Below are 20,399 nucleotides of genomic sequence, written 5' to 3'. Positions count from 1 at the left end.
CTCACGCGGTGACCTCCGCCCGCCGCCGGGCCCGCCGCTCGCGCTGCACCACCGGGTCCGGCACGGGGACGGCCGCGATGAGCCGCCGGGTGTACTCGGTCCCCGGGTTCAACAGCGTGGCCGTGGTCGGCCCCTGCTCCTCGACGCGCCCCTCCCGCATCACGACCACCCGGCCCGCGAACTCCTGCACGACGGCCAGGTCGTGGGAGACGAAGAGACAGGCGAACCCCAACTCCCGCTGCAACTCGGGGATCACCTCCAGGACGGTCCGCTGCACGCTGACGTCCAGCGCGCTGGTCGGCTCGTCCGCCACCAGCAGCCGGGGCTCCAGCACCAGCGCCCGGGCCAGGCTCACCCGCTGCCGCTGCCCACCGGACAGCTCACGCGGCCCGCGACCCGCCAACTCCCGCGACAGGCGCACGAGTTCGAGGACCTCGGCGACCCGGTCCCGACGCTCGCCCGCGGCCATGCCCCGGCGGTGCACCCGCAACGGCTCGGCCACGCACTCCGCCACACTCATCCGCGCGTCCAGCGAGGCCACCGGATCCTGGAGCACCACGCCCACCCCGGCCAGCAGGGCGCGCCGCCGCCGTCCCCGGACCCGGCGCAGGTCGGCGCCGAACAGCGACACCGCGCCGGAGGCGGGCGCGACGAGCCCGAGCGCGACCCTGGCCGCCGTCGACTTGCCCGACCCGGACTCGCCGACGAGCCCCACGGTCTCACCGGGCCGCACGTCGAGGGAGACCCCGTCGAGAGCCCGCACCCGGCCGAACCGCACGGACACGTCCCGGAGCCGCACCACCGGGGCAGCGGCCTCCTCGGGCTGTCGGGTGCCGGTGCAGATGTCGGCCGGCGGGGCGTCGGTACCCGTGTCGGCCCGTGGGGCGTCGGCACTCGTGTCGGCCGGCGGGGCGCCGGTACCGCTATGGGGCGGCGGGGCACCCCTGTCGGCCCGCGGCGCGTCCGCAGCGCTGAGCCGTAGCCGCGGCACCGCCGCCAGCAGCCCTCGCGTGTAGTCGTGTCCGGGCCGCAACAGCACCTCCCGCACCGAGCCCGTCTCCACGACCTCGCCCCGCAGCATCACCGCGACCCGGTCGGCGAAGTCGGCGACCACGCCCATGTTGTGCGTGACCAGCAGCACGCCCGTGCCCGAGTCGGCGGCCAGTCCCCGCAGCAGGTCCAGGATCTCGGCCTGCACGGTGACGTCGAGCGCGGTGGTCGGCTCGTCCGCGATCAGCAGACGCGGCGAGTTGGCGATCGCCATGGCGATGACGACCCGCTGCCGCTGCCCGCCCGACAGCTCGAAGGGGAAGGCCGAGGCCCGCCGCTCCGGCTCCGGAATCCCGACGCGCCGCAGCAGTTCGACCGCCTCACGCGCGGCCTGCGACCGGGAGACGTCCCGGTGATTGCGTACGACTTCAGCGATCTGGGCACCGACCCGGGTCAGCGGATCGAGGGCGGTGGCCGGCTCCTGGAAGACCATGGAGGCGGTCCGCCCCCGCAGCCGGGTGAGCGAGGCCTCCGGCGCCCCGACGATCTCCGTACCGTCGACCGAGATCCGCCCCGAGGCCCGCGCGGTGCCCGGCAGCAGCCCCATCGCGGCGAGCGCCACCGTCGACTTCCCGGAGCCCGACTCACCGACCAGCGCCAGCGTCTCGCCGGGCCGCACGTGCAGGGACACCCCCCGCACCGCGGGCACGTCACCGGTCTCCGTCGCGAAGGTCACCCCGAGGTCCTCGATGGTCAGGATGGTCACGCGCGTCCCCTCACGTCGAAGGCGTCCCGCAGCCCGTCGCCGATCGCGTTGAACGCGCACACGACGAGGATGATCGCGAGGCCCGGCGGCACGATCAGCCACCAGCGCCCCGAGTACGCGGCCGTCAGCCCGGCCGACAGCATGCCGCCCCAGTCGGTCTTCGGCGGCTGCACACCGAGGCCGAGATACGACACGTAGGCGATGAGCAGGATCGCGTCGGCGACCTGGAAGGTGGCCGCGACGACGATCGTGGAGACGGCGTTGGGCAGGATGTGCCGCCGGATCGCCCGCCCGTGCGTCCCCCCGGTGGCCCGCAGGGTCAGCACGTAGTCCCGGTTCTTCAGTGTGAGCGTCTCGGCCCGCACGAGCCGGGACGGCACCAGCCAGGACACCAGCCCGAGCACGACGATCAGCCCGAGCGTGCCGGGACTGGTGATGGCGGACACCACGAGCAGGATGAACAGCGCGGGAATGGCGATCCCGGCGTCGACGACCCGCATCATCACGGCGTCGACCCACCCGCCGGCGTACCCGGCGACCGCTCCCCACACCGTCCCGATGACGGTGGCCAGCACCCCGGCCGCGAGCCCCACGAGCAGCGACACCTGCCCCCCGTACATGAGCCGCCCGAGCTGATCGTGCCCGACGGCATCGGTACCGAGCCAGTGCGCTCCGCTGGGAGGGAGGTTGACCTGGGTGAGGTCGGTGTGGGTCTGGTCGGTGGAGTAGAGAAGCGGCCCGATGAAACACAGGAGCAGGAAGAGGACGACCGTGATGAGTCCGGTCACGGCCAGCTTGTTGCGCGCGAAGCGCGCCCTCAGGGGCGCGGGGAACTGCGCGACCAGCCCCCACCGGCCCGCACTCTGAACACTCATGTCCGCCCCTTCACCCGAGGATCCACAACCCGCTGCACGACATCGGCAAGCAGCGTCCCCACGACCGTCGCCACAGAGATCACCAACACGCACCCCAGCAGCACCGGATAGTCCGACGACTGAGCCGCAGACCAGAACAACAGCCCCATCCCCGGGTAGTTGAAGAGCTGCTCCACCACCAGCGCACCCCCGAACAGCACCGGCACGTAATACCCCAGCATCGCCACCACCGGAGTCAGCGAGTTCCGGAACACATGCCGAAACAGCACCGCGTACTGCCCCGCACCCCCCGCCCGAGCGGTCCGCACATAGTCCTCGGAGAGGTTCTCCAGCGTCGCCCCCCGCATGTACCGGCTGAACACGGCGACCATGGAAGCCGCTCCCGTCACCACCGGCAGCACCAGCCCCGCCGGATCCGCGAACACCTGCGCCAGCGTGTCCCCTTGAGGCGCCTGCGAGGGAAACCACCGCAGCGTCTGCGTGAACAGCAGGATCAGCAGCAGCCCCAGGAAGTACACCGGCGTCGCATACGCGACGAAGCTCAGCGTGGTGATGACGTAGTCCGTCGGCCTGTTCCGCCGTACCGCCTGCCACATGCCCAGCGGCACCGCCAGCACCAGCCCCACCAGCGCCGACAGCACGGTCAGCACCAGCGTCTTCGGCAGCCGTTGCTCGATCAGCCGGGACACCGCCTCGTTCAGGGTGTACGACGTCCCGAGATCCCCTCGCACCAACTCCCGCAGATAGAGGACGTACTGCACGGGCAGGGACCGGTCGAGCCCCTGCTCGTGGTTGAACGCGGCGATCTGCCCGGCCGTCGCCTGCGGTCCCAGGATCCCGCGCGCGGGACCCCCGGGGAGCGCGTGCAGCAGACAGAAGACCACGATCGTGACGATCAGGATCACGGCGAGGGACTGAAGGAGCCGCCGGCCGAGGTAGCGGACCGTGTCCACTAGTTCGTCCACTTCCACTGTGCCGGGTGGAAGTTGGCCAGCGAGTCCTGCGAGAACCCGCCGAGGCCGTTCCTGACGACGGAGATCTGGTAGTCCGGCTCGGGCAGCCAGATCACCGGCAGGTCCTTGGCGAGGGCCGCGCTGTAGTCCTGGACGGCCTGGTTCGAACTCGACGTCGTCGTCGCGGAGATGAGCTTGTCCACCTCGGGGTTCGAGTAGTTGCCGAAGTTCGAGCCGCCGCCGGTCTGGAACAGCGAGTCACCGGTCGGGAAGGCGTTGAAGTACCAACTGCCCGCCGTGCCGAAGAAACTCAGCTGCCACTTGCAGATCGACCGCCCCGCGGTGCACTGCGGGGTCTGCGAGAGCACCGAGTTGACCGGAGCCGTCCTGATGGAGAACTTGATGCCGGTCTTCGCGAGCGAGGACTGGATCGCGCTCATCATGTTGTCGGTGACGGCCGACCCGGACTGCGAGAGCACCTGCATCTCGAACTTCGTGCCCTTCGCGACGCCCGCACCGCACCTCGCGGGCTCGGTGCAGGTCATCACACCGCCTTGCTCGGTCCAACCATGGCTGGTCAGCAGGGACTTGGCGGTGTCGTTCGAGAAGGGATACGGGTTCTCCCTCTGCACCGGCGACAGGAAGTCCGAGGCCTGTCCCTGCGGGATCGGCCCGTAGCCCGGCACCGCCGTCCCGTTGAGGACGACCTTCGCGAGGCCGGCCTGGTCGATCGAGTGCTGGACGGCCTGACGGGCGTAGAGCTGCTTGAACACCGCGCCCATCGCCGGGTTGTTGAAGTTGTACGGCATGTAGGTGATCGCCCAGCCCGACCACGGCTCCACCCTGTAGCCCTGTGCGGTGAAGCTGTCCTTCTGGTCGAGGTCGGTCGGCTCGATGTAGCCGTAGTCGACGCTGCCGGACCGCAGGGCGTTCTTCTCGGCGTCGGCGGTGGTGAACGGAAGCAGGTTCACCGTCGGGATGCTCGCCTTCTCGCCGCCGTCGTACTTCTTGTTGGCGGTCAGGACCACCTTGCCCGCGGTCGAGAAGGACTTGACCGCGTAGGGGCCGCTGATGGTCTTCCACAGCGGGTTCGAGGCGTAACCGGAGATGTTCTTCGCCGCGTCGTTGAGATACGTCCACGCCTGCGTGGCGTCCCGGCCGCCGGCCCAGGCGTGCTGGGGGAGCGGGGTGATGGAGTTCAGCTCGTTGGCCAGCATCCACTGGGGGTTGTAGGCCTTGTCGAAGGTGATCGTGAAACGGCGGGCGTCGACCGTCCTGAAGGACGTCCAGTTGTCCGGCGCCTTGCCCGGGTTGTAGCCCGCCCACTGCGCCTTGTTCGCCTTGATCAGGTCGAACCAGAACTTCACGTCCGCGGAGGTGATCGGCTTCCCGTCGCTCCAGTGCCTCTCGCCCAGGGTGATCGTCACGCTCTTGTCGTCGGCGGCGAACTTCGCGTCCGTGGCCACCGAACCCGCCTTGTTCCAGGCGATCCTGCCGGTGGAGCCGTCGTAGGCGATGAGCGGTTCCCACAGGGTGTTCGCGATGGAGATGTTGTTGGTGTTGAGGTGGGCCGCGGTGCCGATCGGCAGGATCCAGTTCGGGGTGAAGTTCGCCGGCAGCGCGTAGTCGACGGTGTCGTGCGAGGTGGACGACGTGCCGCTCGACCCGGAACACGCGGTGAGCAGCAGGGTGCCCGCGCTGAGGGCGGCGGCACCGGCGAGGAGTCTCGTGCGGGCAGGGGACATGGTTGCTCCAGGGACCTGGGAGGCGGAAGCGGGGGTGGAGCCAGTGAACGCCCCGTGCGTTGGAAGAAACAGGCGCGCCGCTGTAAAAAGCCTGTTTCTGCTGTTCTGGAAAAAGCACGGCGAGGGTTTTCGGCCCTACGCTCAAGGCCCCGGGCCGCCGAATTCGGGAGTAACTTCCTCCATGCTTGAAAAAAGTCCCCCAAGTCCCCCGCCGCAGCGCCGGCACGGAACCGGCTCCTCCTCCCTGGCCGAGGGGATCCTCGAACTCCTCGCCTCCGGACAGGCCTCGACCCGCACGGAACTCGCCGAACTGCTCGGCGCCCCGCCCTCGACGGTGTCCTTCGCCGTCGGCCGGCTGATGACCCACGGCCTGGTCGCCGAGGAGGGCACCCGGTCCTCCCGGGGCGGGCGGCCCCGCAAGGTGCTGCGGCTCGGCGGCAGCGACGGCTACGCGGTCGCGGCCGACCTCGGCGGCAAGCACGCGCATGTGGGGGTCGTCCACCCCGGGGGCGGTCTGACGGACGTGTCGACCGTGCCGTTCGCCACCGCGGAGGGCCCGGAGGCGGCGCTGCCCGGCCTCGCGGACACCCTCCAGACGCTTATCGACCGCCACGGCCGGGACCGACTGCGGGGCGTGGGCCTGTGTCTGCCCGGCCCGGTCGACGTCGAGCCGGGCCTGGTGACCCTGCCCGCCCGTATGCCCGGCTGGAACCGCTTCCCCGTGCGGGACTGGTTCGAGGAACGCTTCGCCGTGCCGGTGGCCGTCGAGAACGACGCCAACTGCATGGCCGTGGGCGAGCACAGCGTACGGCCCGTCGAGCACCGCCAGTCGATCATGGTGAAGGTGGGCTCCGGGATCGGCGCGGGCGTCATCGCGGACGGCCGCCTGTACCGGGGTGCCACCGGCGGAGCGGGCGAGATCACCCACGTCCGCGTGGAGGCGGCCCACGACATCCCGTGCTCCTGCGGCAACACGGGCTGCCTGGAGACGGTCGCCTCGGGTGCGGCCCTGGTCAGGATCCTGCGCGAGCGGGGCCTGAGCGTGACGACCACGGAGGACGTCGTACGCCTCGCCACCGACGCCGACCCCGAGGCGACCAGAGCGGTCCGCCAGGCCGGCCGCTACCTCGGCCAGGTCCTGGCCGCCAACGTCAACTTCTTCAACCCGGACGCGGTGTACCTCGGCGGCATCCTCTCCACGCTGGAGCCGTTCGTGGCGGCGGTCCGCAGCCAGCTGTACGAGGGCTGCCACCCGTTGGTGACCCAGCACCTGGTGATCGAGCGCACGTCATTGGGCGCGGATGCAGGAGTGGCAGGGGCAGGACAGTTCGCCCTCCAAAAGGCACTGGCACAGGCCATGCAAACGGTCACCGGAGGCTTCTAGGGGCGCGGGGAACTGCGCGACAAGCCACGACGAGCCCGCAGACAACAGACAACCTGGAGCCCCTGTGTCCTTCCGACCTGTCATCGCCGTCGCCGGCCTCGGCATCGAGTCCTCGACGTTCTCCCCGGCCCGCACCGAAGCCCCCGCCTTCCACCCCCTCCGCGGTGAAGAGGTCCTCACCCGCTACCCCTTCCTCGCCCCCGGCCGACCACTGCGCGAGGCGGCGGACTGGAGAGGTGCTCTGGTCGGCAAGGCACTTCCGGGCGGCACGGTGACCGCGCGCGCCTACGCCGACCTGACAGCCGAACTCCTCGACCGGCTGCGTGACATGGGCCCCCTCGACGGCCTCTGGTACGACATCCACGGCGCGATGACCGTGGCAGGCCTGGACGACGCCGAGGCCGAACTCCTGCACCGCATACGGCAGATCACCGGCCCCGACACGATCATCTCCACCTCCATGGACCTGCACGGCAACGTCTCCCGCGAACTCGCCCACCGCACCGACCTGATCACCTGCTACCGCATGGCCCCCCACGAGGACGCGATGGAGACGAAGGAGCGCGCCGCCCGCAATCTCGTCACCCACCTCACCAGCGGCGCCCCCCGCCCGCTCAAGGCCTGGATCCCGGTCCCCGTGCTCCTGGCCGGCGAGCAGACCTCCACCAGGATCGAGCCGGCGAAGAGTGTCTACGCGGCCGTGGCGGACGTGGAGGCGACGGAGGGGGTGACGGACGCGGCGATCTGGGTCGGCTACGCGTGGGCCGACGAACCCCGCAACCGGGCCGCGGTCGTCGTCACCGGCCCTTCCGCCGAGGCGGTGACGACCGGTGCCGAACGGCTCGCGCGAGGTTTCTGGAAGGCCCGCCACGACTTCGACTTCGTCGCGCCGACCGGCACGCTGGAGGAGTGCCTGGACGCGGCCCTGGCCTCCCGGAGGCGGCCGTACTTCATCAGCGACACCGGGGACAACCCGACGGCGGGCGGCGCCGGTGACGTCACCTGGGGGCTCCGACAGGTGCTGGCCCGAGCGGAGTTCAGGGATCCGTCCGGTCCGACGGTCATCTACGCCTCGCTGCCGGGTCCGTCCGCCGTCGACACGGCGGTGCGGGCCGGTGTCGGTGCCACGGTCACCGTGACCGCGGGCGCCGAGGTGGACGACCGGCACGCGGGGCCCCTCACCCTGACCGGAGTGGTCCACGCGATCCGGCACGGTGACCAGCACGCGCGGACCGAGGTGGTGCTGAGGGTGGGCAGCGTGCACGTGGTCCTGACGTGGCTGAGGAAGCCGTACCACTGTGAACACGACTTCACCGACCTGGAGTTGGAGCCGCGGAACGCGGACGTGGTGCTCGTCAAGATCGGGTATCTGGAGCCGGAGCTGTTCGCGATGGCCGCCGACTGGAAGATGGCCCTCACCCCCGGCGGAGTGGACCAGGACCTGCCGCGGCTCGGACACCGGCGCATCCGTCGGCCGATGTTCCCGTTCGACCGGGAGATGCCGGAGCCGGACCTCGGGGCCAGGCTGATCCCGTCCTCCGACAGGGAGTTGACCGGTCCTGACGAGTGAGGGTCAGTCGTCCACCGCGGCGGCGATCAGCAGGTCCAGGAGGGCGATCAGCACGTCCCGGGACGACTCGCGCCGACGGGCGTCGCAGAGCACCACCGGCACCTGCGGGGGCAGCGCGAGGGACTCCCTGATGTCCTCGGCGGGATAGGGGTGCCGGCCGCCGAAACCGTTCACGGCGACGACGAAGGGGATGCGCCGGCGCTCGAAGAAGTCCACCGCGGCGAAGCTCGACTCGGGGCGGCGGACGTCGATGAGGACGACCGCGCCCAGGGCGCCCACCGCGAGGTCGTTCCACATGAACCAGAACCGCTGCTGGCCCGGGGTGCCGAAGAGGTAGAGCACCAGTTCGTCGCTGATGGTGATCCGGCCGAAGTCCATGGCCACCGTGGTGGCCCGCTTCTCCTCGATCCCGGCGAGGTCGTCGACGCCCAGGCCGGCGACGGTGAGCGGTTCCTCCGTGCGCAGCGGGGCGATCTCGCTGACCGAGCCGACCATGGTGGTCTTGCCGACGCCGAAGCCCCCGGCGATCAGGATCTTGACGGTGTCGGGCGGGGCGGGAGTCTCAGCGGTCTCGCGGGCGCGCGTCTCAGAGCCGGCCAAGGCCTTCCCTCACTTTCTGCAACAGGTCCAGGTCCGGGGTGCGGGGCGAGACGGGGCGCGGGGGATGCGCGGTGATCAGGCCCGCCTCCAGCAGATCGCAGAGCATGATCACGACCACGCTGACCGGCAGGTCGAGCAGCGCGGCCAGCTCCGCCACGGCGACCGGGCGGGCGCACCGGCGCAGGATGCGGGTCTGCTCGGGCTGCGGGCGCGGGGCCCGCTCCGGTGGTGGGTCCACCGCGGTCACCGTCGTGATGAGGGTGAAGTCGGCACGGCTGGGCCGCGTCCGTCCGCCGGTCAGGGCGAACGGCCGCACCAGCCGGCCCGCCGCTTCGCTGTCGGTCACCTCACCCGCCGGTGGGGCCGATGCCGGCCCGCGGCGCCGCGCTGAGGTGCTCGCCGATCTTCTTCACCAGCATGTTCATCTGGTACGCCACGACGCCGACGTCGGCGTTCGGTCCGGTGAGGACGACGAGGTGGGCGCCGGGGCCCGCCGAGGTCAGGATCAGGAAACTGTTGGCCATCTCGATGAGGGCCTGGCGTACCGGGCCGCCCCGGAAGTCCATGCTGACGCCCTTGCTCAGGCTCATCAGGCCGGACGCGGTCGCCGCCAGCCGCTCGGCGTCGTCGCGCAGGAACCCGGTGGACTTGCTGACGACCAGTCCGTCCTCGGAGAGCACGACGGCCTGCGTCACGTCGGCGACCCGCTCCACGAGTCCGGTGAGCAGCTGGTCCAGCTGGGTGTTCGTGGCGGGGGTGGGGCGTGTCATGGCGGTGTCCTTCATGAGCGGTCGGAGTGGGGAGTGCGGGCGGCGACGGCCGGGTCCTGCGGGGCGTCCAGGGGAGCGTCCTCGGGGGCGTCGAGAGGGTCGATCCCGTAGGTGGTGGCCTCTTTCGGTACGTCGGCCGCGGCGCTGCCGGTGACCGGGTCCTCCGGCTCCTGGGGACCGTCGAGGAGCTCGTCCTCGTCCCGGGCGCGCTGCGTGCCGCGCTGGAACCCGGCCAGCGAGGAGGCCGCGTGGTCCGCCGTGAACTCCTCGCCGTCCTCGTCCGCCCCGGCGACCGGCGCGTCCTCCCGCAACTCCACGGCGAGACTGGTCTGCGGCACCCGACGGGGGAGGGGGGCGAGACCGTCGGGGTGGGGGGTGGGGGGTGCGGCGGCGGGGTCGCCGGTACCGCGAACACCCTGCGGGTCGCCCTCCGCGACCACCGCGTCCGTCCGGGTTCGCGTCTCGTCGAGACCGGCCAGGCGGCGAGCGCCGGCTGCGGCGTCCGGGCCGCGCGCACCGACTGTGCCGCCCCCGCGGTCCGCGCCGTCCGCACCGGCGGCGCTGTCTGTGCCGGCGGCGCCTGCCGAAGAGGGCATGCCGCCTACGCTGTTCACGCCGCCTGTGCGCTGTCCGTCAGCTTCGCTGTCCACGCAGCCTTCGCTGTCCGCGTCGCGTGAGCGCTGCGCGTCGCCCGGGCCATCTCCGCCCGCGGTCTCCCCACGGCCCGTGTCCGCCGTGAGCCCGGTCCGCTCCGACCTGGCGGGGCCGGCCGGCACCTCCGCGGTCGGACCGGCCGCACCCAGGCCGTCCGCCCCGGCCTCGTCCCGTACGACCACCTCGTGCGGGATCAGGACGATCGCCGTCGTGCCCCCGTACGGCGAGGACCGCAGGGTCACCTGGATGCCGTGGCGGTTGGCGAGGCGGGCGATGACGAACATGCCGAGGCGGAGGTCGTCGGCGAGGGCGACCACGTCGAACTTGGGCGCCTCGGCCAAGTGCGCGTTGAAGGAGGCGTACTCGTCCTCCGACATGCCGAGGCCCCGGTCCTCGACCTCGACGGCCAGCCCCTTGGCGACCAGCCCCGCCCGCACCCCGACCGGGCTCGGCGCCGGCGAGTACAGCGTGGCGTTCTCGATCAGCTCGGCCAGGAGATGGATCACGTCCGCGACCGCGGGCGGCGCCAGACAGACCTCCTCCTCGGTGTGCACCTCGACCCGCTGGTACTCGGCGACCTCACCCACCGCGCTGCGCAGGATGTCGATCAGCGCGACCGGCTCGGTCCAGCTGCGCCGCGGCCGCCCACCGCTGATGATGACCAGGTTCTCCTCGTACCGCCGCAACTGGCTGGCCGTGGAGTCCAGTTCGTACAGCCCGGCAAGGACGTCCGGGTCCTGGTGCTCGCGCTCCAGCGTGTCCAGCCGGCTGAGCTGGAGGTTGACCAGGTTCTGGCTCTGCCGGGCGATGCCGAGGATCACCTTCTCGAACCCCCGCCGGGTGTCGGCGAGTTCGACGGCGGTCACCACGGCCGTCCGCTGCGCGGTGTTGAACGCCTTGGCCACCTGCCCCAGTTCGTCCGAGCCGTAGTCCAGCTCCGGCGCCGCCCTGTCCACGTCGACCTTCTCGCCGCGCTCCAGCCGCGCCACCACGTCCGGCAGCCGTTCCTCGGCCAGACCCAGCGTGGCCACCCGCAGGCCGCGCAGCCGCCGGGACAGCGAGCGGGTGATCCGCCACGACATGACGAGGCAGATCAGCAGCGCGACCAGCCCGCCCGCACTGAGCGACGCGGCCGTCAGCAGCTGCTCGTGCGCCTTGTCCGCGCTCCGGGTCAGCAGCGCCGAGGTCTGCTGCCGGATCAGGGCGCTGTAGCGGACGGAGACCCTCTCCATCGCGGCCGCCCACCGCTTGCGCCCGTCCGGCAGCGCCACCCGCCCCGTGCCGTCGGACCGCGCGGCGAGCACCTGGTCCTCGACGGACATCAGCGTCTGCCAGTCCGCGCTCGCGAGGATCCGCTCGGTCTGTGTCTTCGCACTGCCGGTCAGCGCGGGCACGATCTGGTCCTCGACCAGCCAGCGGCGCGTGTTCACCAGCTGGACGAACTGCTCCCAGTCCTTCTCGGCGAGATGCCCGGACGGCCAGGCCAGGGTGAGCCGGACGTCCTCCTGCGAGGTCAGCTCCGCCGCGTGTTCCAGGGCGACCAGGGGGCCGGCCTGCGAGGTGAGGTCGCCGTCGTCGACCTGCGAGAGCTGCTGGAAGGCGTGGATCTGGGCGTCGATGATCGACGTGTACTGGTCGAGTGCCTGCTCGGCGGTGATGTCCGTGGGGCGGTCCACCTGGCCGCGGTAGTACTCCAGGCTGCCGACCGAGCCGAGCACCGAGTACAGCTGGTCGGCGATGCGGCCGGGCGCCTGCTGGATCTCGTCCGACCGCCCGACGAGCTTGGCGACCGCCTCGTCGGTGTCCGCGCGCTTCCGGTCCAGCACCGCCAGGGAACCGGGCACGCCGGCCAGCCAGGCGGCGGAGGCCGCGCGTTCCCCCTGGAGCGCGAGCGTGGCCTCGGTGCCCATCGCGCCGGTCGACTTGCTGAGCTCGGTCTGCGAGCGCAGCCGTAGACCCTCCGAGAACAACTGCGTGGTCGTCACACCCCACATGGCGGTGAGCGTGACGCTGGGCACCAGCGCCAGCAGGATGAGGGAGAGACGTATGGAACCGAGGCGGCGCCGGGCACCTTTCCGGTCGGGCATGGTCGTCCTTGGGCGGTCAGGGGGAGGGTTGTCCCGAGGAAGGGGTCACCGGGTGCCGGCGGCGGCGAACCTCGCCACGGTCGCGACGTTCGTCCGGGTGACGAAGGCGGGCCCGGTCAGGACGGGGGCCACGCCGCCCCCGCTGATGTTGCCGTTGGTCTTGTACAGCCACAGCGAGTCGACCGCGAGGTAGCCCTGGAGGTAGGGCTGCTGGTCCACCGCGAACTGTACGTTCCCGGCGCGGACCGCCTTGACCAGGTTGTTGTTGAGATCGAACGTGGCGACCTGGGCCTTGCTGCCCGCCGCCTTGATCGAGCTCACCGCGTCCAGCGCGAACTGCGCGCCCAGGGTGACGACTTCGTCGATCCCGGGGTCCTGGCGCAGCCTCGCCGTGAGCACCGCGTCCACCGCGTCGGGGTCGGTGCCCTCCACGTAGAGGTTCTCGGTCTCGCCGCCGAACGTCTTGCGCACACCGGCGCAGCGCGCCTCCAGGGCGACGTTGCCCCGCTCGTGGATGACGCACAGCGCGTGCCTGGCCTTCAGGCCGTTCAGCTTGGTGCCGACGGCCGCGCCGGCGACGCTCTCGTCCTGGCCGAAGTACTCGAGGAGGCCCTGCGACTTCCAGGCGTCGATACCGGAGTTGAGGCCGACCACCGGGATGCCCGCGGCGCGGGCCGCGGCCACCGGCGCCCGCATCGCGGCCGGCTTGGCCAGGGTCACCGCGATGCCGTCGACGCGGTCGCCGATCGCGTCCCGCACCAGCTGGGCCTGGCCGGCCGGGTCGGAGTCGTTCGCGTACGTCAGCTCGACGTCGTCCTTCGCGGCGGCGGCCTCGGCCCCCTTGCGGACCAGCTCCCAGAAGGCGTCGTCCTTGCCCGCGTGGGTGAGCAGGGAGATCCTCAGCCGTGCGGTGTCCGCGCCCGCGTCGAGCCGGGAGTCGTCGGCGCCGGAGCAGCCGGCGAGCAGCAGGAGGCCGACCGAGACCGCGGCGGCGACGGACATGGATCTGGAGCGGGCCGGAGGTGGGGGAGGAGTGTTCATGGGTGCGGCACCTCGCTGTGCGGCCGAGCTGGCGGAACGCGAAAGTGCGGCCGGAACGCGGGCGCGTCGGCCGGTTGAACTTTCACTGGCCAGGAGCCAACCGCGTGTGACCGCCGGTAGTCAAGTGATCAGCCCCTTGTAATGACTTCTCGGTTCCGCATCGTAATGATCTTCAGGTCAGCGGCCATGAGGAGGTGGCGTCAACGGGCTTGCGCTCATGGCCCGGCATGCCGGCGGGCGTGCGTCACGGCTGGAACCACCGACCGGCCTCCAGCCCTGCCCCGCGCACAGGGACGCTCGGCGCGGCCCGGCCCCCGGCCCCGCGCAGCCGCTGGCTAGGATCACGGAAATGGCCACAGAACCCACGATCCTCGCCACCTCCGGAGGACACCGTGCCGGCGGTCGCACCATGGTGTCGTTCCACGCGCTGGTGCACCACGCCGTCGAGCTGTCGGGTGTGCACGGGCGCAGGCCGCGCGTGATGTACGTCGGTACGGCCATCGGGGACGCCGAGCACTTCACGGCCCGGATGCACGAGGCGGCCCGGGTGGCCGGCTTCGACCTCACCCCGCTCCAGCTGTTCCCCATGCCCAACCTGGACGACGTCGAGGGCACCGTCCTGGAGCAGGACGTGGTGTGGGTGATGGGCGGCTCCGTGGCCAACCTGCTCGCGGTGTGGCGGGTGCACGGCCTCGACCGGATCATGCGCCGGGCGTGGGAGTCCGGCGTGGTGCTGAGCGGCGTCAGCGCGGGCTCCCTGTGCTGGTTCGAGGGCGGCACCACCGACTCCTACGGCCCCGAACTCCGCCCGCTCACCGACGCGTTGGGCTTCCTGCCGTACGGCAACGGAGTGCACTACGACAGCGACCCGGGCCGCCGCCCCCTGGTCCACCGGCTCGTCGCGGACGGCACCCTGCCCCTGACCCACTGCACCGACGACGGCGTGGGCCTGGTCTACCGCGGCATCGAACTCGTCGAGGCCGTCACCGAGATCCCCGGCAAGGGCGCCTACGTCGTCACCCGCGCCGGGGACACGGCGGTGGAGGAACGCGTCGAACCGCGCAGGCTGCCCGGCGTGTGACGGGCGGTGCCTGCGCGGTCCGGCCCCGGGGAGGGCGAGCGCGTGATCCCGCGGACCCGAGCGCGGATGCCGAAGGCCGGGCCACCGAATCCGCGGGGCCCGGTTACCGGGCGGTCCGGGTCACTGTGCGGGGTTACCGGGCGGTCCGGGTCACTGGGCGGCCTGCGGGGTGCCGGAGGCCATCCCGGCGATGCCCGTCCCGGTGCCGGGCTCTCCCGTGTCGTACGACGGACCGTCCTGCGCGGTCTTCCGTCCCTGCTCGTGCCGGTCGCGGCGGCTCACCCGCGGGCCCTGGTCGGGCAGCCACCCGAAGGTGAGGACGCTGCCCACGACCCCGAGCAGGAGGCCGACCATGAAGCCGCCCAGGTTCGAGGTGAGCCAGGTGCCCATCGAGCACAGGACGCCGACGATCGAGTAGAACAGGCGCTGCCCCGGACTGAAGAGGATCAGCAGACCCGCGATGATCATCAGGGACGGCAGGAGGTAGCCCGCCACTCCCTGCATCCCCACGTGCATGACGACCTTGATCGAGGCCTTCATGGTGAGCAGGATCCAGGCCCCGCCCAGAGTGAGCCACAGTCCGCCGAAGAAGGGCCGTCCGTACACCCAGCGGGTGAACGCGTCCTGCTGGACGACGATTTGCTGCCCACCGTGGGTCTGACCGCTGTCGGCCTGCCCGCCGACGCTCTGCCCGCCGACGCTCTGCCCGCCGTCCACGGGCTCCTGGCCGTCCATCAGCAACCCTGGCTGCTGAAGCTCATCTTGAGGCCGGGCAGCTTGAACACGCCCGCCGTGGTGGCGTAGTTGGTCTGCCGCAGGTTGGCGATGTAGACGGTGTCGGCCTGCTGGCTGAAGACGCCGAGGGGGCCCTTCACACCCGCCTTGGTGAGGGTGCTGGCGTCGTTGCCGATCTCGATGTTGTCGAAGGAGGCGTCACCGGACAGCTCGGTCGAGTCGGTGGTCAGGTCGGTGGCCTCGACCTTCTTGTCGCCCTGGCCCGCCTTGATGAGCAGGTTGGTGCCACCCAGGTCGACGCTCTGACACAGCTTGGTGAGGGTCGCGCTCTTGATGGCGGAGGTCATCACCAGGACCTGCCCGCCGGTGTCCCCGGCGTTCGGGCTGTTGTCCGCCATGTTGTCGAGGCCGCCGAACTGCTCGAACCCGGTGCCCTTGAGCTCCGTCGCGGTGACCGTGAAGGGCATGCCGGAGATGGCGAACTGGACCCCGAGCGCCCCCTCGGCGGTCAGGATGGCGAGACCCGCGGTGATCGCGACGGCCGGCACCGCCATGATCGCGGCCCGGCGACCCCGGACCCGCCCGCGTCTCGCGGAGCCGTCGGGGGCTTGTGGAGCGGAACCGCTTTCGGAGGTCTCAGAGGTGTTGCCGACGGACGAGGCCATGTGCTGCTCCCAGGGACATAGTCAACGCAAGTGGGGCTCACGTGCGGAGGTGCGGCTTCAGAGGATCGGTGTCCTGGCGCGGACATCGGCTGCGGCGCACGCCCCCTCGCACCTCCCGGCGGCTGCAAGGGCTTTCCCGGTGCGTACTCCGCAGTAACGCCAGGGAAGTTACCGGCGGTTACGCTCATGGGTCAAGCAAGTTGTGAGTAAAGGGTGTTGATTATGTGCCATCGGTGATCGACAACGTCCCGACAGGCAGAAAAAACCGCCAATCGAAGATCAACTCCCTTGCTGCACCTTGACGTTGACGGATGATCAGGTCTACAACTCTCCTGGCTTCCCCCGGATCCGTGGCGCCGGATCCAAGCCTTCGGGCGGTACCTGTCCGCATTCCCGGACCGTCTATCCATCACGGGCTCTTCACCGCCCGAGTCCGACCCTCCACGGCACCCGTACCGGCCGCTTCCCCCCTGGGCCGCACCGGGTTCGCCACCTCCCGCCCGGCCCGACCGGAGCCCTCCCCCATTGGGCCTTCGGCCGGTCACCGGCCGGCTGCCGTTGCCGGTCCGTCACGTACGGAGAAGGCGTGACGGGTCGGCAACGGCGGACGCCGACACGCGTCCGCGCCCCACCCCCACCCTCACCTCATGAAAGAGGCAAACCCGCATGCGTATGCGTTCTCTCGTCTCCCTCACCGCCGCCGCTGCCGCCTTCGCGCTCCCCGTGGCCGTGGCCGCCTCCGCGCCCGCCGCCGCGGACGACGTCGCGGTCCTCACCACCGGCTCGGTCGGCGGACCCAACGTCGCCGAGGGCTCGACCATTTCGGCGTCCCTGGCGAGCGGCACCACCGCGACCCTCTACTCCACCGCGACCGGCACCAGCGGCATCAGCTGTGCGGCCTCCACCTTCACCGCCACGGTGGGCAGCAACCCGACCGCGCCGGGCACCGCCGTCGAGTCCCTGACCGGGCAGACCTTCAGCAGCTGCACCTCGAACGTGATCGGCGTCCTCGGCGTCACCAGCATCACGGTCAACAACCTGCCGTACACCACGGACGTCTCCTCCGGCGGCGCCGTCTCCGTGACCCCGGCCAGCGGCTCCGCCATCCAGACCACCGTCGTGCTGCGCACCCTGCTGGGCAGCGTCAGCTGCGTCTACCAGGCCGCGGCCGGCCTGTCCGGCACGGCGGACAACGCCGACAACAGCATCAAGTTCACCAACCAGCAGTTCACCCGCACCTCCGGCTCCTCGCTGTGCCCCGCCAACGGTTTCTGGACCGCGAAGTACAGCCCGGTGACCGCGAGCGGCGACCCGGTCTACGTCAACTGAGCTCTGTGACCCAGTAGTTCAGCGTCGACGCAGACGCAGCGCCAGGGCGGCGCCGCCGGTGAGTACCAGCACCCCGGCGGCGCCGCCCGCCAGCATGGGCGCGGACGGCCCGGTACCGGTGTCGGCATCGGCGGCCACCGGCGAGGAGTCGGGGGCCACCGCGGCCGCGGACCGCGCCACGGAGGGAGTCGGCGAGGGGGTCGCGGCGGGAGCGGACGCCGTCGGACTCTTCGCGGGCTCCTTCTTCGCGGTCTTCGACGCGGACGGCGTTGCGACCGTGTCCGCCCCGCCCGTCTCCTTCTCGGCCGCCGCCGGGAACACCACGTCCGAGCACGAGTAGTACGTGTCCGCCGTACTGCTGTTCTGCCAGATCGTGTACAGCACCTGCCGGCCCGTACGGTCCCTCGGCAGCGTCATCCCGATCCGGTACGCGCCGTTCGTCAGCGCCGGGTCCTTCACCTCGGCGAACGGCCGCTCCGGCAGATCCGACCACTTCAGCGGCTTGGACGGGTCGTAGCCGGGCTTGGTGAGGTACATCCGGAACGTGCCGGTGTGCGGGATCGTCGAGACGTACTTCATGGTCAGGGTCGCGCCGGGGGACAGGCGGGTCGCCGGCCAGTCGGCGCGGGCCAGGTCGAGGCCCCGGTAGGCGGGCAGGTTTCCGCTGCACAGCTTCCCGTCGGGGATCGTCTGCCGGTCCCGGCCGTTCACGTTCGCGACCCGCAGGTTGTCCCACGCGGCGAAGGACGAGCCGTTCGCCGCGATCGCCGCCCGGCACGCGGCCGTCCCCGACGAGGCGCCGTCGGGCGAGCAGGCGAAGACCCGGCTGACCGGATCCGTGGGAGCCCCGTGGGCCTGCGCGGGCACCGCCGCGAACAGGGTCAGCAGGAACGGTGTCAGTGCGGCGACCGCCGCACTCGTACGACGGGCTGTGGTCCAGGGCATCCGGGCCATCCGGAACGCCTCCTCGGGCGGCGCGGGAAAGACGGGCTTCCGTGCAGTACGGGGCCAGGGCCCCGCGCGTTCACCGGCGCACCCGGACACTCCCTCCGGGCAGACGCGGGCAAAGCGGCCGCCTTCGGTCAACCGGCCATCTTCGAGGGGGTGTTCTCAGCCTCATCAAGGGTTTCCCCTGTATCCGCATGACCAGCTCTTTGCCTATCGTTCGACCACAGCTGACCCACAGGTAACCCCGAACGGGTCACGCACGCACCCCACGCCCGGCCGGCCGCTCCGCCTCTGCCTGCACCCCCGCCGCTTCATCGCCGAAGCGAAATGACTGCCGCTCCGCGCTGCCCGGAGCACGGCCACGAAAGGCAAGCCCTTGCGTACCTCCCCCTCCCTCCGGCGGAAGCTGATATCCGCCGCCGCCGTCTCCGCGGCCCTGCTCTCCGTCGGAACGGCCTCCGTCGCCGTCGCCCAGGACGCCCCCGCGCGGGACACCGCCGTCCCGGCCGCGCTCACCGAGGCCGCCCCCGGCATCCAGGCCGAGCGCCTGATCGTCGGCTACAAGTCCGGTGCCGCCGAGGCCACCTCGAACAAGGCCGCCGAGGCCGACGCCGCCGCCAAGGACGCCGACTTCCAGCGCAGACTCGGCACCGGGGCCGCCCTCGTCGACCTGGGCGCGGACCCCAGCAAGGCCGAAGTCGCCGACGCCGTCGCCGAGTTCAAGGCGGACCCGCAGGTCGCCTACGTCGTACCGGACCGCCTGAACAAGCCGCAGGCCGACCCCAACGACACCGAGTACGCCAAGCAGTGGGACCTGTACGAGACCACCGCCGGCATGAACGTGCCGGGTGCCTGGACGACGTCGACCGGCACCGGGGTCACCGTCGCCGTCATCGACACCGGCTACGTCGCCCACTCGGACCTCGCCGCGAACATCGTCGGCGGCTACGACTTCATCTCCGACACCGCGGTCTCCGTCGACGGCAACGGCCGCGACAGCAACCCCGCCGACCCGGGCGACTACTACGCGGCCAACGAGTGCGGCGCCGGCATCCCGGCCTCCACCTCCTCCTGGCACGGCACGCACGTCGCCGGCACCATCGCGGCGGTCACGAACAACAGCAAGGGCGTCGCGGGCATCGCCTACGGCGCGAAGATCTCCCCGGTGCGGGTCCTCGGCAAGTGCGGCGGCTACGACTCCGACATCATCGACGCCATCACCTGGGCGTCCGGCGGCACCGTCTCCGGCGTGCCCGCCAACACCAACGTGGCCAAGGTCATCAACATGAGCCTCGGCGGCGACGGCGCCTGCACCTCGGCGACCCAGACCGCCATCAACAACGCGGTCAGCCGCGGCACGACCGTCGTGGTGGCCGCCGGCAACGACAACGAGAACGTCTCCGGGCACTCGCCGGGCAACTGCAACAACATCATCTCGGTCGCCGCCACCAACCGCTCCGGCGCCAAGGCCTCCTACTCCAACTACGGCTCCCTGGTGGACATCTCGGCCCCCGGCGGCCAGACCAGCACCGGCACCGCCAACGGCATCCTGTCCACCCTCAACTCCGGTGCCTCGACGCCCGCTTCGGAGTCGTACGCCTACTACCAGGGCACCAGCATGGCCACCCCGCACATCGCGGGCCTGGTCGCGCTGGTGAAGTCGGCCAACTCCTCGCTGACCCCGGCGCAGATCGAGACCGCCATCAAGAACAACGCCCGTCCGCTGCCCGGCGCCTGCTCCGGCGGCTGCGGCGCGGGCCTGGCCGACGCGGCGAAGACGGTGGCGGCCGTGAGCGGCGGCGGTACGACGACGGGGACGACCTACTCCAGCACCACCGCCGTCGCCATCCCGGACAACGGCTCGGCGATCGAGTCCTCCATCGCCGTCAGCGGCCGTACCGGCAACGCCCCCTCGACCCTCCAGGTCGGCGTCGACATCACCCACACCTACCGCGGTGACCTGGTGATCGGCCTCGTCGCCCCGGACGGCACGGTGTACAGCCTGAAGGCGGCGAGCTCCTCGGACTCCGCCGACGACGTCAGGACCACCTACACGGTGAACGCCTCCTCCGAGACCGCCAACGGCACCTGGAAGCTGCGCGTCCAGGACACGGCGGCGCAGGACACGGGCACGCTCAACAGCTGGAAGCTGACCTTCTGAGCCGACTTCCCCGAGCGGACGGGCCGGCCGGTGCGGATGGGGCAC

17 protein-coding genes are annotated in these 20,399 nt (G+C 71.3%); 5 read left to right on the top strand and 12 right to left on the bottom strand.

What is annotated here, in order from left to right; genetic code table 11:
- Position 1 precedes the first annotated feature (1 nt).
- The 4 genes from ACFULQ_RS37285 to ACFULQ_RS37270 are packed head-to-tail and all read right to left on the bottom strand — an operon-like array spanning position 2 to position 5,329.
- Complete coding sequence (locus ACFULQ_RS37285; RefSeq protein ID WP_383552774.1) at positions 2–1,756, bottom strand: dipeptide ABC transporter ATP-binding protein; 1,755 nt, start codon at positions 1,754–1,756, stop codon at positions 2–4.
- On the bottom strand, positions 1,753–2,631 hold the full coding sequence (locus tag ACFULQ_RS37280) for an ABC transporter permease (protein WP_383552771.1): 879 nt from the start codon (positions 2,629–2,631) through the stop codon (positions 1,753–1,755). The genes ACFULQ_RS37285 and ACFULQ_RS37280 overlap by 4 nt, the downstream gene beginning before the upstream one ends.
- On the bottom strand, positions 2,628–3,584 hold the full coding sequence (locus ACFULQ_RS37275; protein ID WP_383552809.1) for an ABC transporter permease: 957 nt from the start codon (positions 3,582–3,584) through the stop codon (positions 2,628–2,630). Before ACFULQ_RS37275 ends, ACFULQ_RS37280 begins: the two co-directional genes overlap by 4 nt.
- Positions 3,584–5,329 carry a peptide ABC transporter substrate-binding protein gene (locus tag ACFULQ_RS37270; RefSeq protein WP_383552768.1) on the bottom strand — a complete coding sequence of 582 codons (1,746 nt, stop codon included), beginning with the start codon at positions 5,327–5,329 and terminating at the stop codon, positions 3,584–3,586. Before ACFULQ_RS37270 ends, ACFULQ_RS37275 begins: the two co-directional genes overlap by 1 nt.
- 181 nt (positions 5,330–5,510) lie before the next feature.
- On the opposite strand from ACFULQ_RS37270, the gene ACFULQ_RS37265 reads away from it, so the two are divergent.
- Together ACFULQ_RS37265 and ACFULQ_RS37260 are read left to right on the top strand one after the other, a co-directional pair.
- Complete coding sequence (locus tag ACFULQ_RS37265) at positions 5,511–6,713, top strand: ROK family protein (RefSeq protein ID WP_383552765.1); 1,203 nt, start codon at positions 5,511–5,513, stop codon at positions 6,711–6,713.
- 64 nt (positions 6,714–6,777) lie between these two features.
- Complete coding sequence (locus ACFULQ_RS37260; protein WP_383552762.1) at positions 6,778–8,283, top strand: M81 family metallopeptidase; 1,506 nt, start codon at positions 6,778–6,780, stop codon at positions 8,281–8,283.
- 3 nt (positions 8,284–8,286) lie between these two features.
- On the opposite strand, the gene ACFULQ_RS37255 is transcribed toward ACFULQ_RS37260, so the two are convergent.
- From ACFULQ_RS37255 to ACFULQ_RS37235, 5 genes are read right to left on the bottom strand one after another with little or no spacing between them, the layout of a single operon-like run.
- Positions 8,287–8,883, bottom strand: coding sequence for an ATP/GTP-binding protein (locus tag ACFULQ_RS37255; RefSeq protein ID WP_383552760.1), 597 nt, complete (start codon positions 8,881–8,883; stop codon positions 8,287–8,289).
- Entirely contained in the window at positions 8,870–9,229 is a 360-nt protein-coding gene (locus ACFULQ_RS37250) for a DUF742 domain-containing protein (RefSeq protein WP_383552757.1), read from the bottom strand. The genes ACFULQ_RS37255 and ACFULQ_RS37250 overlap by 14 nt, the downstream gene beginning before the upstream one ends.
- A 1-nt stretch (position 9,230) precedes the next feature.
- Entirely contained in the window at positions 9,231–9,653 is a 423-nt protein-coding gene (locus ACFULQ_RS37245) for a roadblock/LC7 domain-containing protein (protein WP_123765228.1), read from the bottom strand.
- Positions 9,654–9,664: 11 nt separating this feature from the next.
- Positions 9,665–12,394 carry a nitrate- and nitrite sensing domain-containing protein gene (locus ACFULQ_RS37240; protein ID WP_383552754.1) on the bottom strand — a complete coding sequence of 910 codons (2,730 nt, stop codon included), beginning with the start codon at positions 12,392–12,394 and terminating at the stop codon, positions 9,665–9,667.
- A 45-nt stretch (positions 12,395–12,439) separates the two neighbouring features.
- Entirely contained in the window at positions 12,440–13,435 is a 996-nt protein-coding gene (locus ACFULQ_RS37235) for a substrate-binding domain-containing protein (RefSeq protein ID WP_383552752.1), read from the bottom strand.
- Positions 13,436–13,784: 349 nt separating this feature from the next.
- Here ACFULQ_RS37235 and ACFULQ_RS37230 point away from each other — a divergent pair, with 349 nt between their 5' ends.
- Complete coding sequence (locus ACFULQ_RS37230; RefSeq protein WP_383552749.1) at positions 13,785–14,516, top strand: Type 1 glutamine amidotransferase-like domain-containing protein; 732 nt, start codon at positions 13,785–13,787, stop codon at positions 14,514–14,516.
- A 150-nt stretch (positions 14,517–14,666) separates the two neighbouring features.
- Here ACFULQ_RS37230 and ACFULQ_RS37225 read toward each other — a convergent pair whose 3' ends face one another.
- Complete coding sequence (locus ACFULQ_RS37225) at positions 14,667–15,251, bottom strand: DUF6114 domain-containing protein (protein ID WP_383552747.1); 585 nt, start codon at positions 15,249–15,251, stop codon at positions 14,667–14,669.
- Positions 15,251–15,916, bottom strand: coding sequence for a DUF6230 family protein (locus tag ACFULQ_RS37220; protein WP_383552744.1), 666 nt, complete (start codon positions 15,914–15,916; stop codon positions 15,251–15,253). Before ACFULQ_RS37220 ends, ACFULQ_RS37225 begins: the two co-directional genes overlap by 1 nt.
- Before the next feature lie 666 nt (positions 15,917–16,582).
- Here ACFULQ_RS37220 and ACFULQ_RS37215 point away from each other — a divergent pair.
- On the top strand, positions 16,583–17,245 hold the full coding sequence (locus ACFULQ_RS37215; RefSeq protein WP_383552741.1) for a Tat pathway signal sequence domain protein: 663 nt from the start codon (positions 16,583–16,585) through the stop codon (positions 17,243–17,245).
- A gap of 18 nt (positions 17,246–17,263) precedes the next feature.
- Here ACFULQ_RS37215 and ACFULQ_RS37210 read toward each other — a convergent pair whose 3' ends face one another.
- Positions 17,264–18,199: a lytic polysaccharide monooxygenase gene (locus ACFULQ_RS37210; RefSeq protein ID WP_383552738.1), complete on the bottom strand. Its 936-nt coding sequence runs from the start codon at positions 18,197–18,199 to the stop codon at positions 17,264–17,266.
- A 370-nt stretch (positions 18,200–18,569) separates the two neighbouring features.
- Here ACFULQ_RS37210 and ACFULQ_RS37205 point away from each other — a divergent pair, with 370 nt between their 5' ends.
- Positions 18,570–20,354 (top strand): S8 family serine peptidase, encoded by a 1,785-nt coding sequence (locus tag ACFULQ_RS37205; RefSeq protein ID WP_383552736.1) that lies wholly within the window; start codon positions 18,570–18,572, stop codon positions 20,352–20,354.
- The last annotated feature ends 45 nt before the right edge of the window (positions 20,355–20,399 follow it).

The sequence above is a fragment of the Streptomyces sp. NPDC057253 genome, assembly GCF_042669125.1.
Classification (GTDB): Bacteria; Actinomycetota; Actinomycetes; order Streptomycetales; family Streptomycetaceae; genus Streptomyces.
Note: the sequence above shows the minus strand (reverse complement) of the source record. Positions and strands in the feature narration are given on the sequence as shown.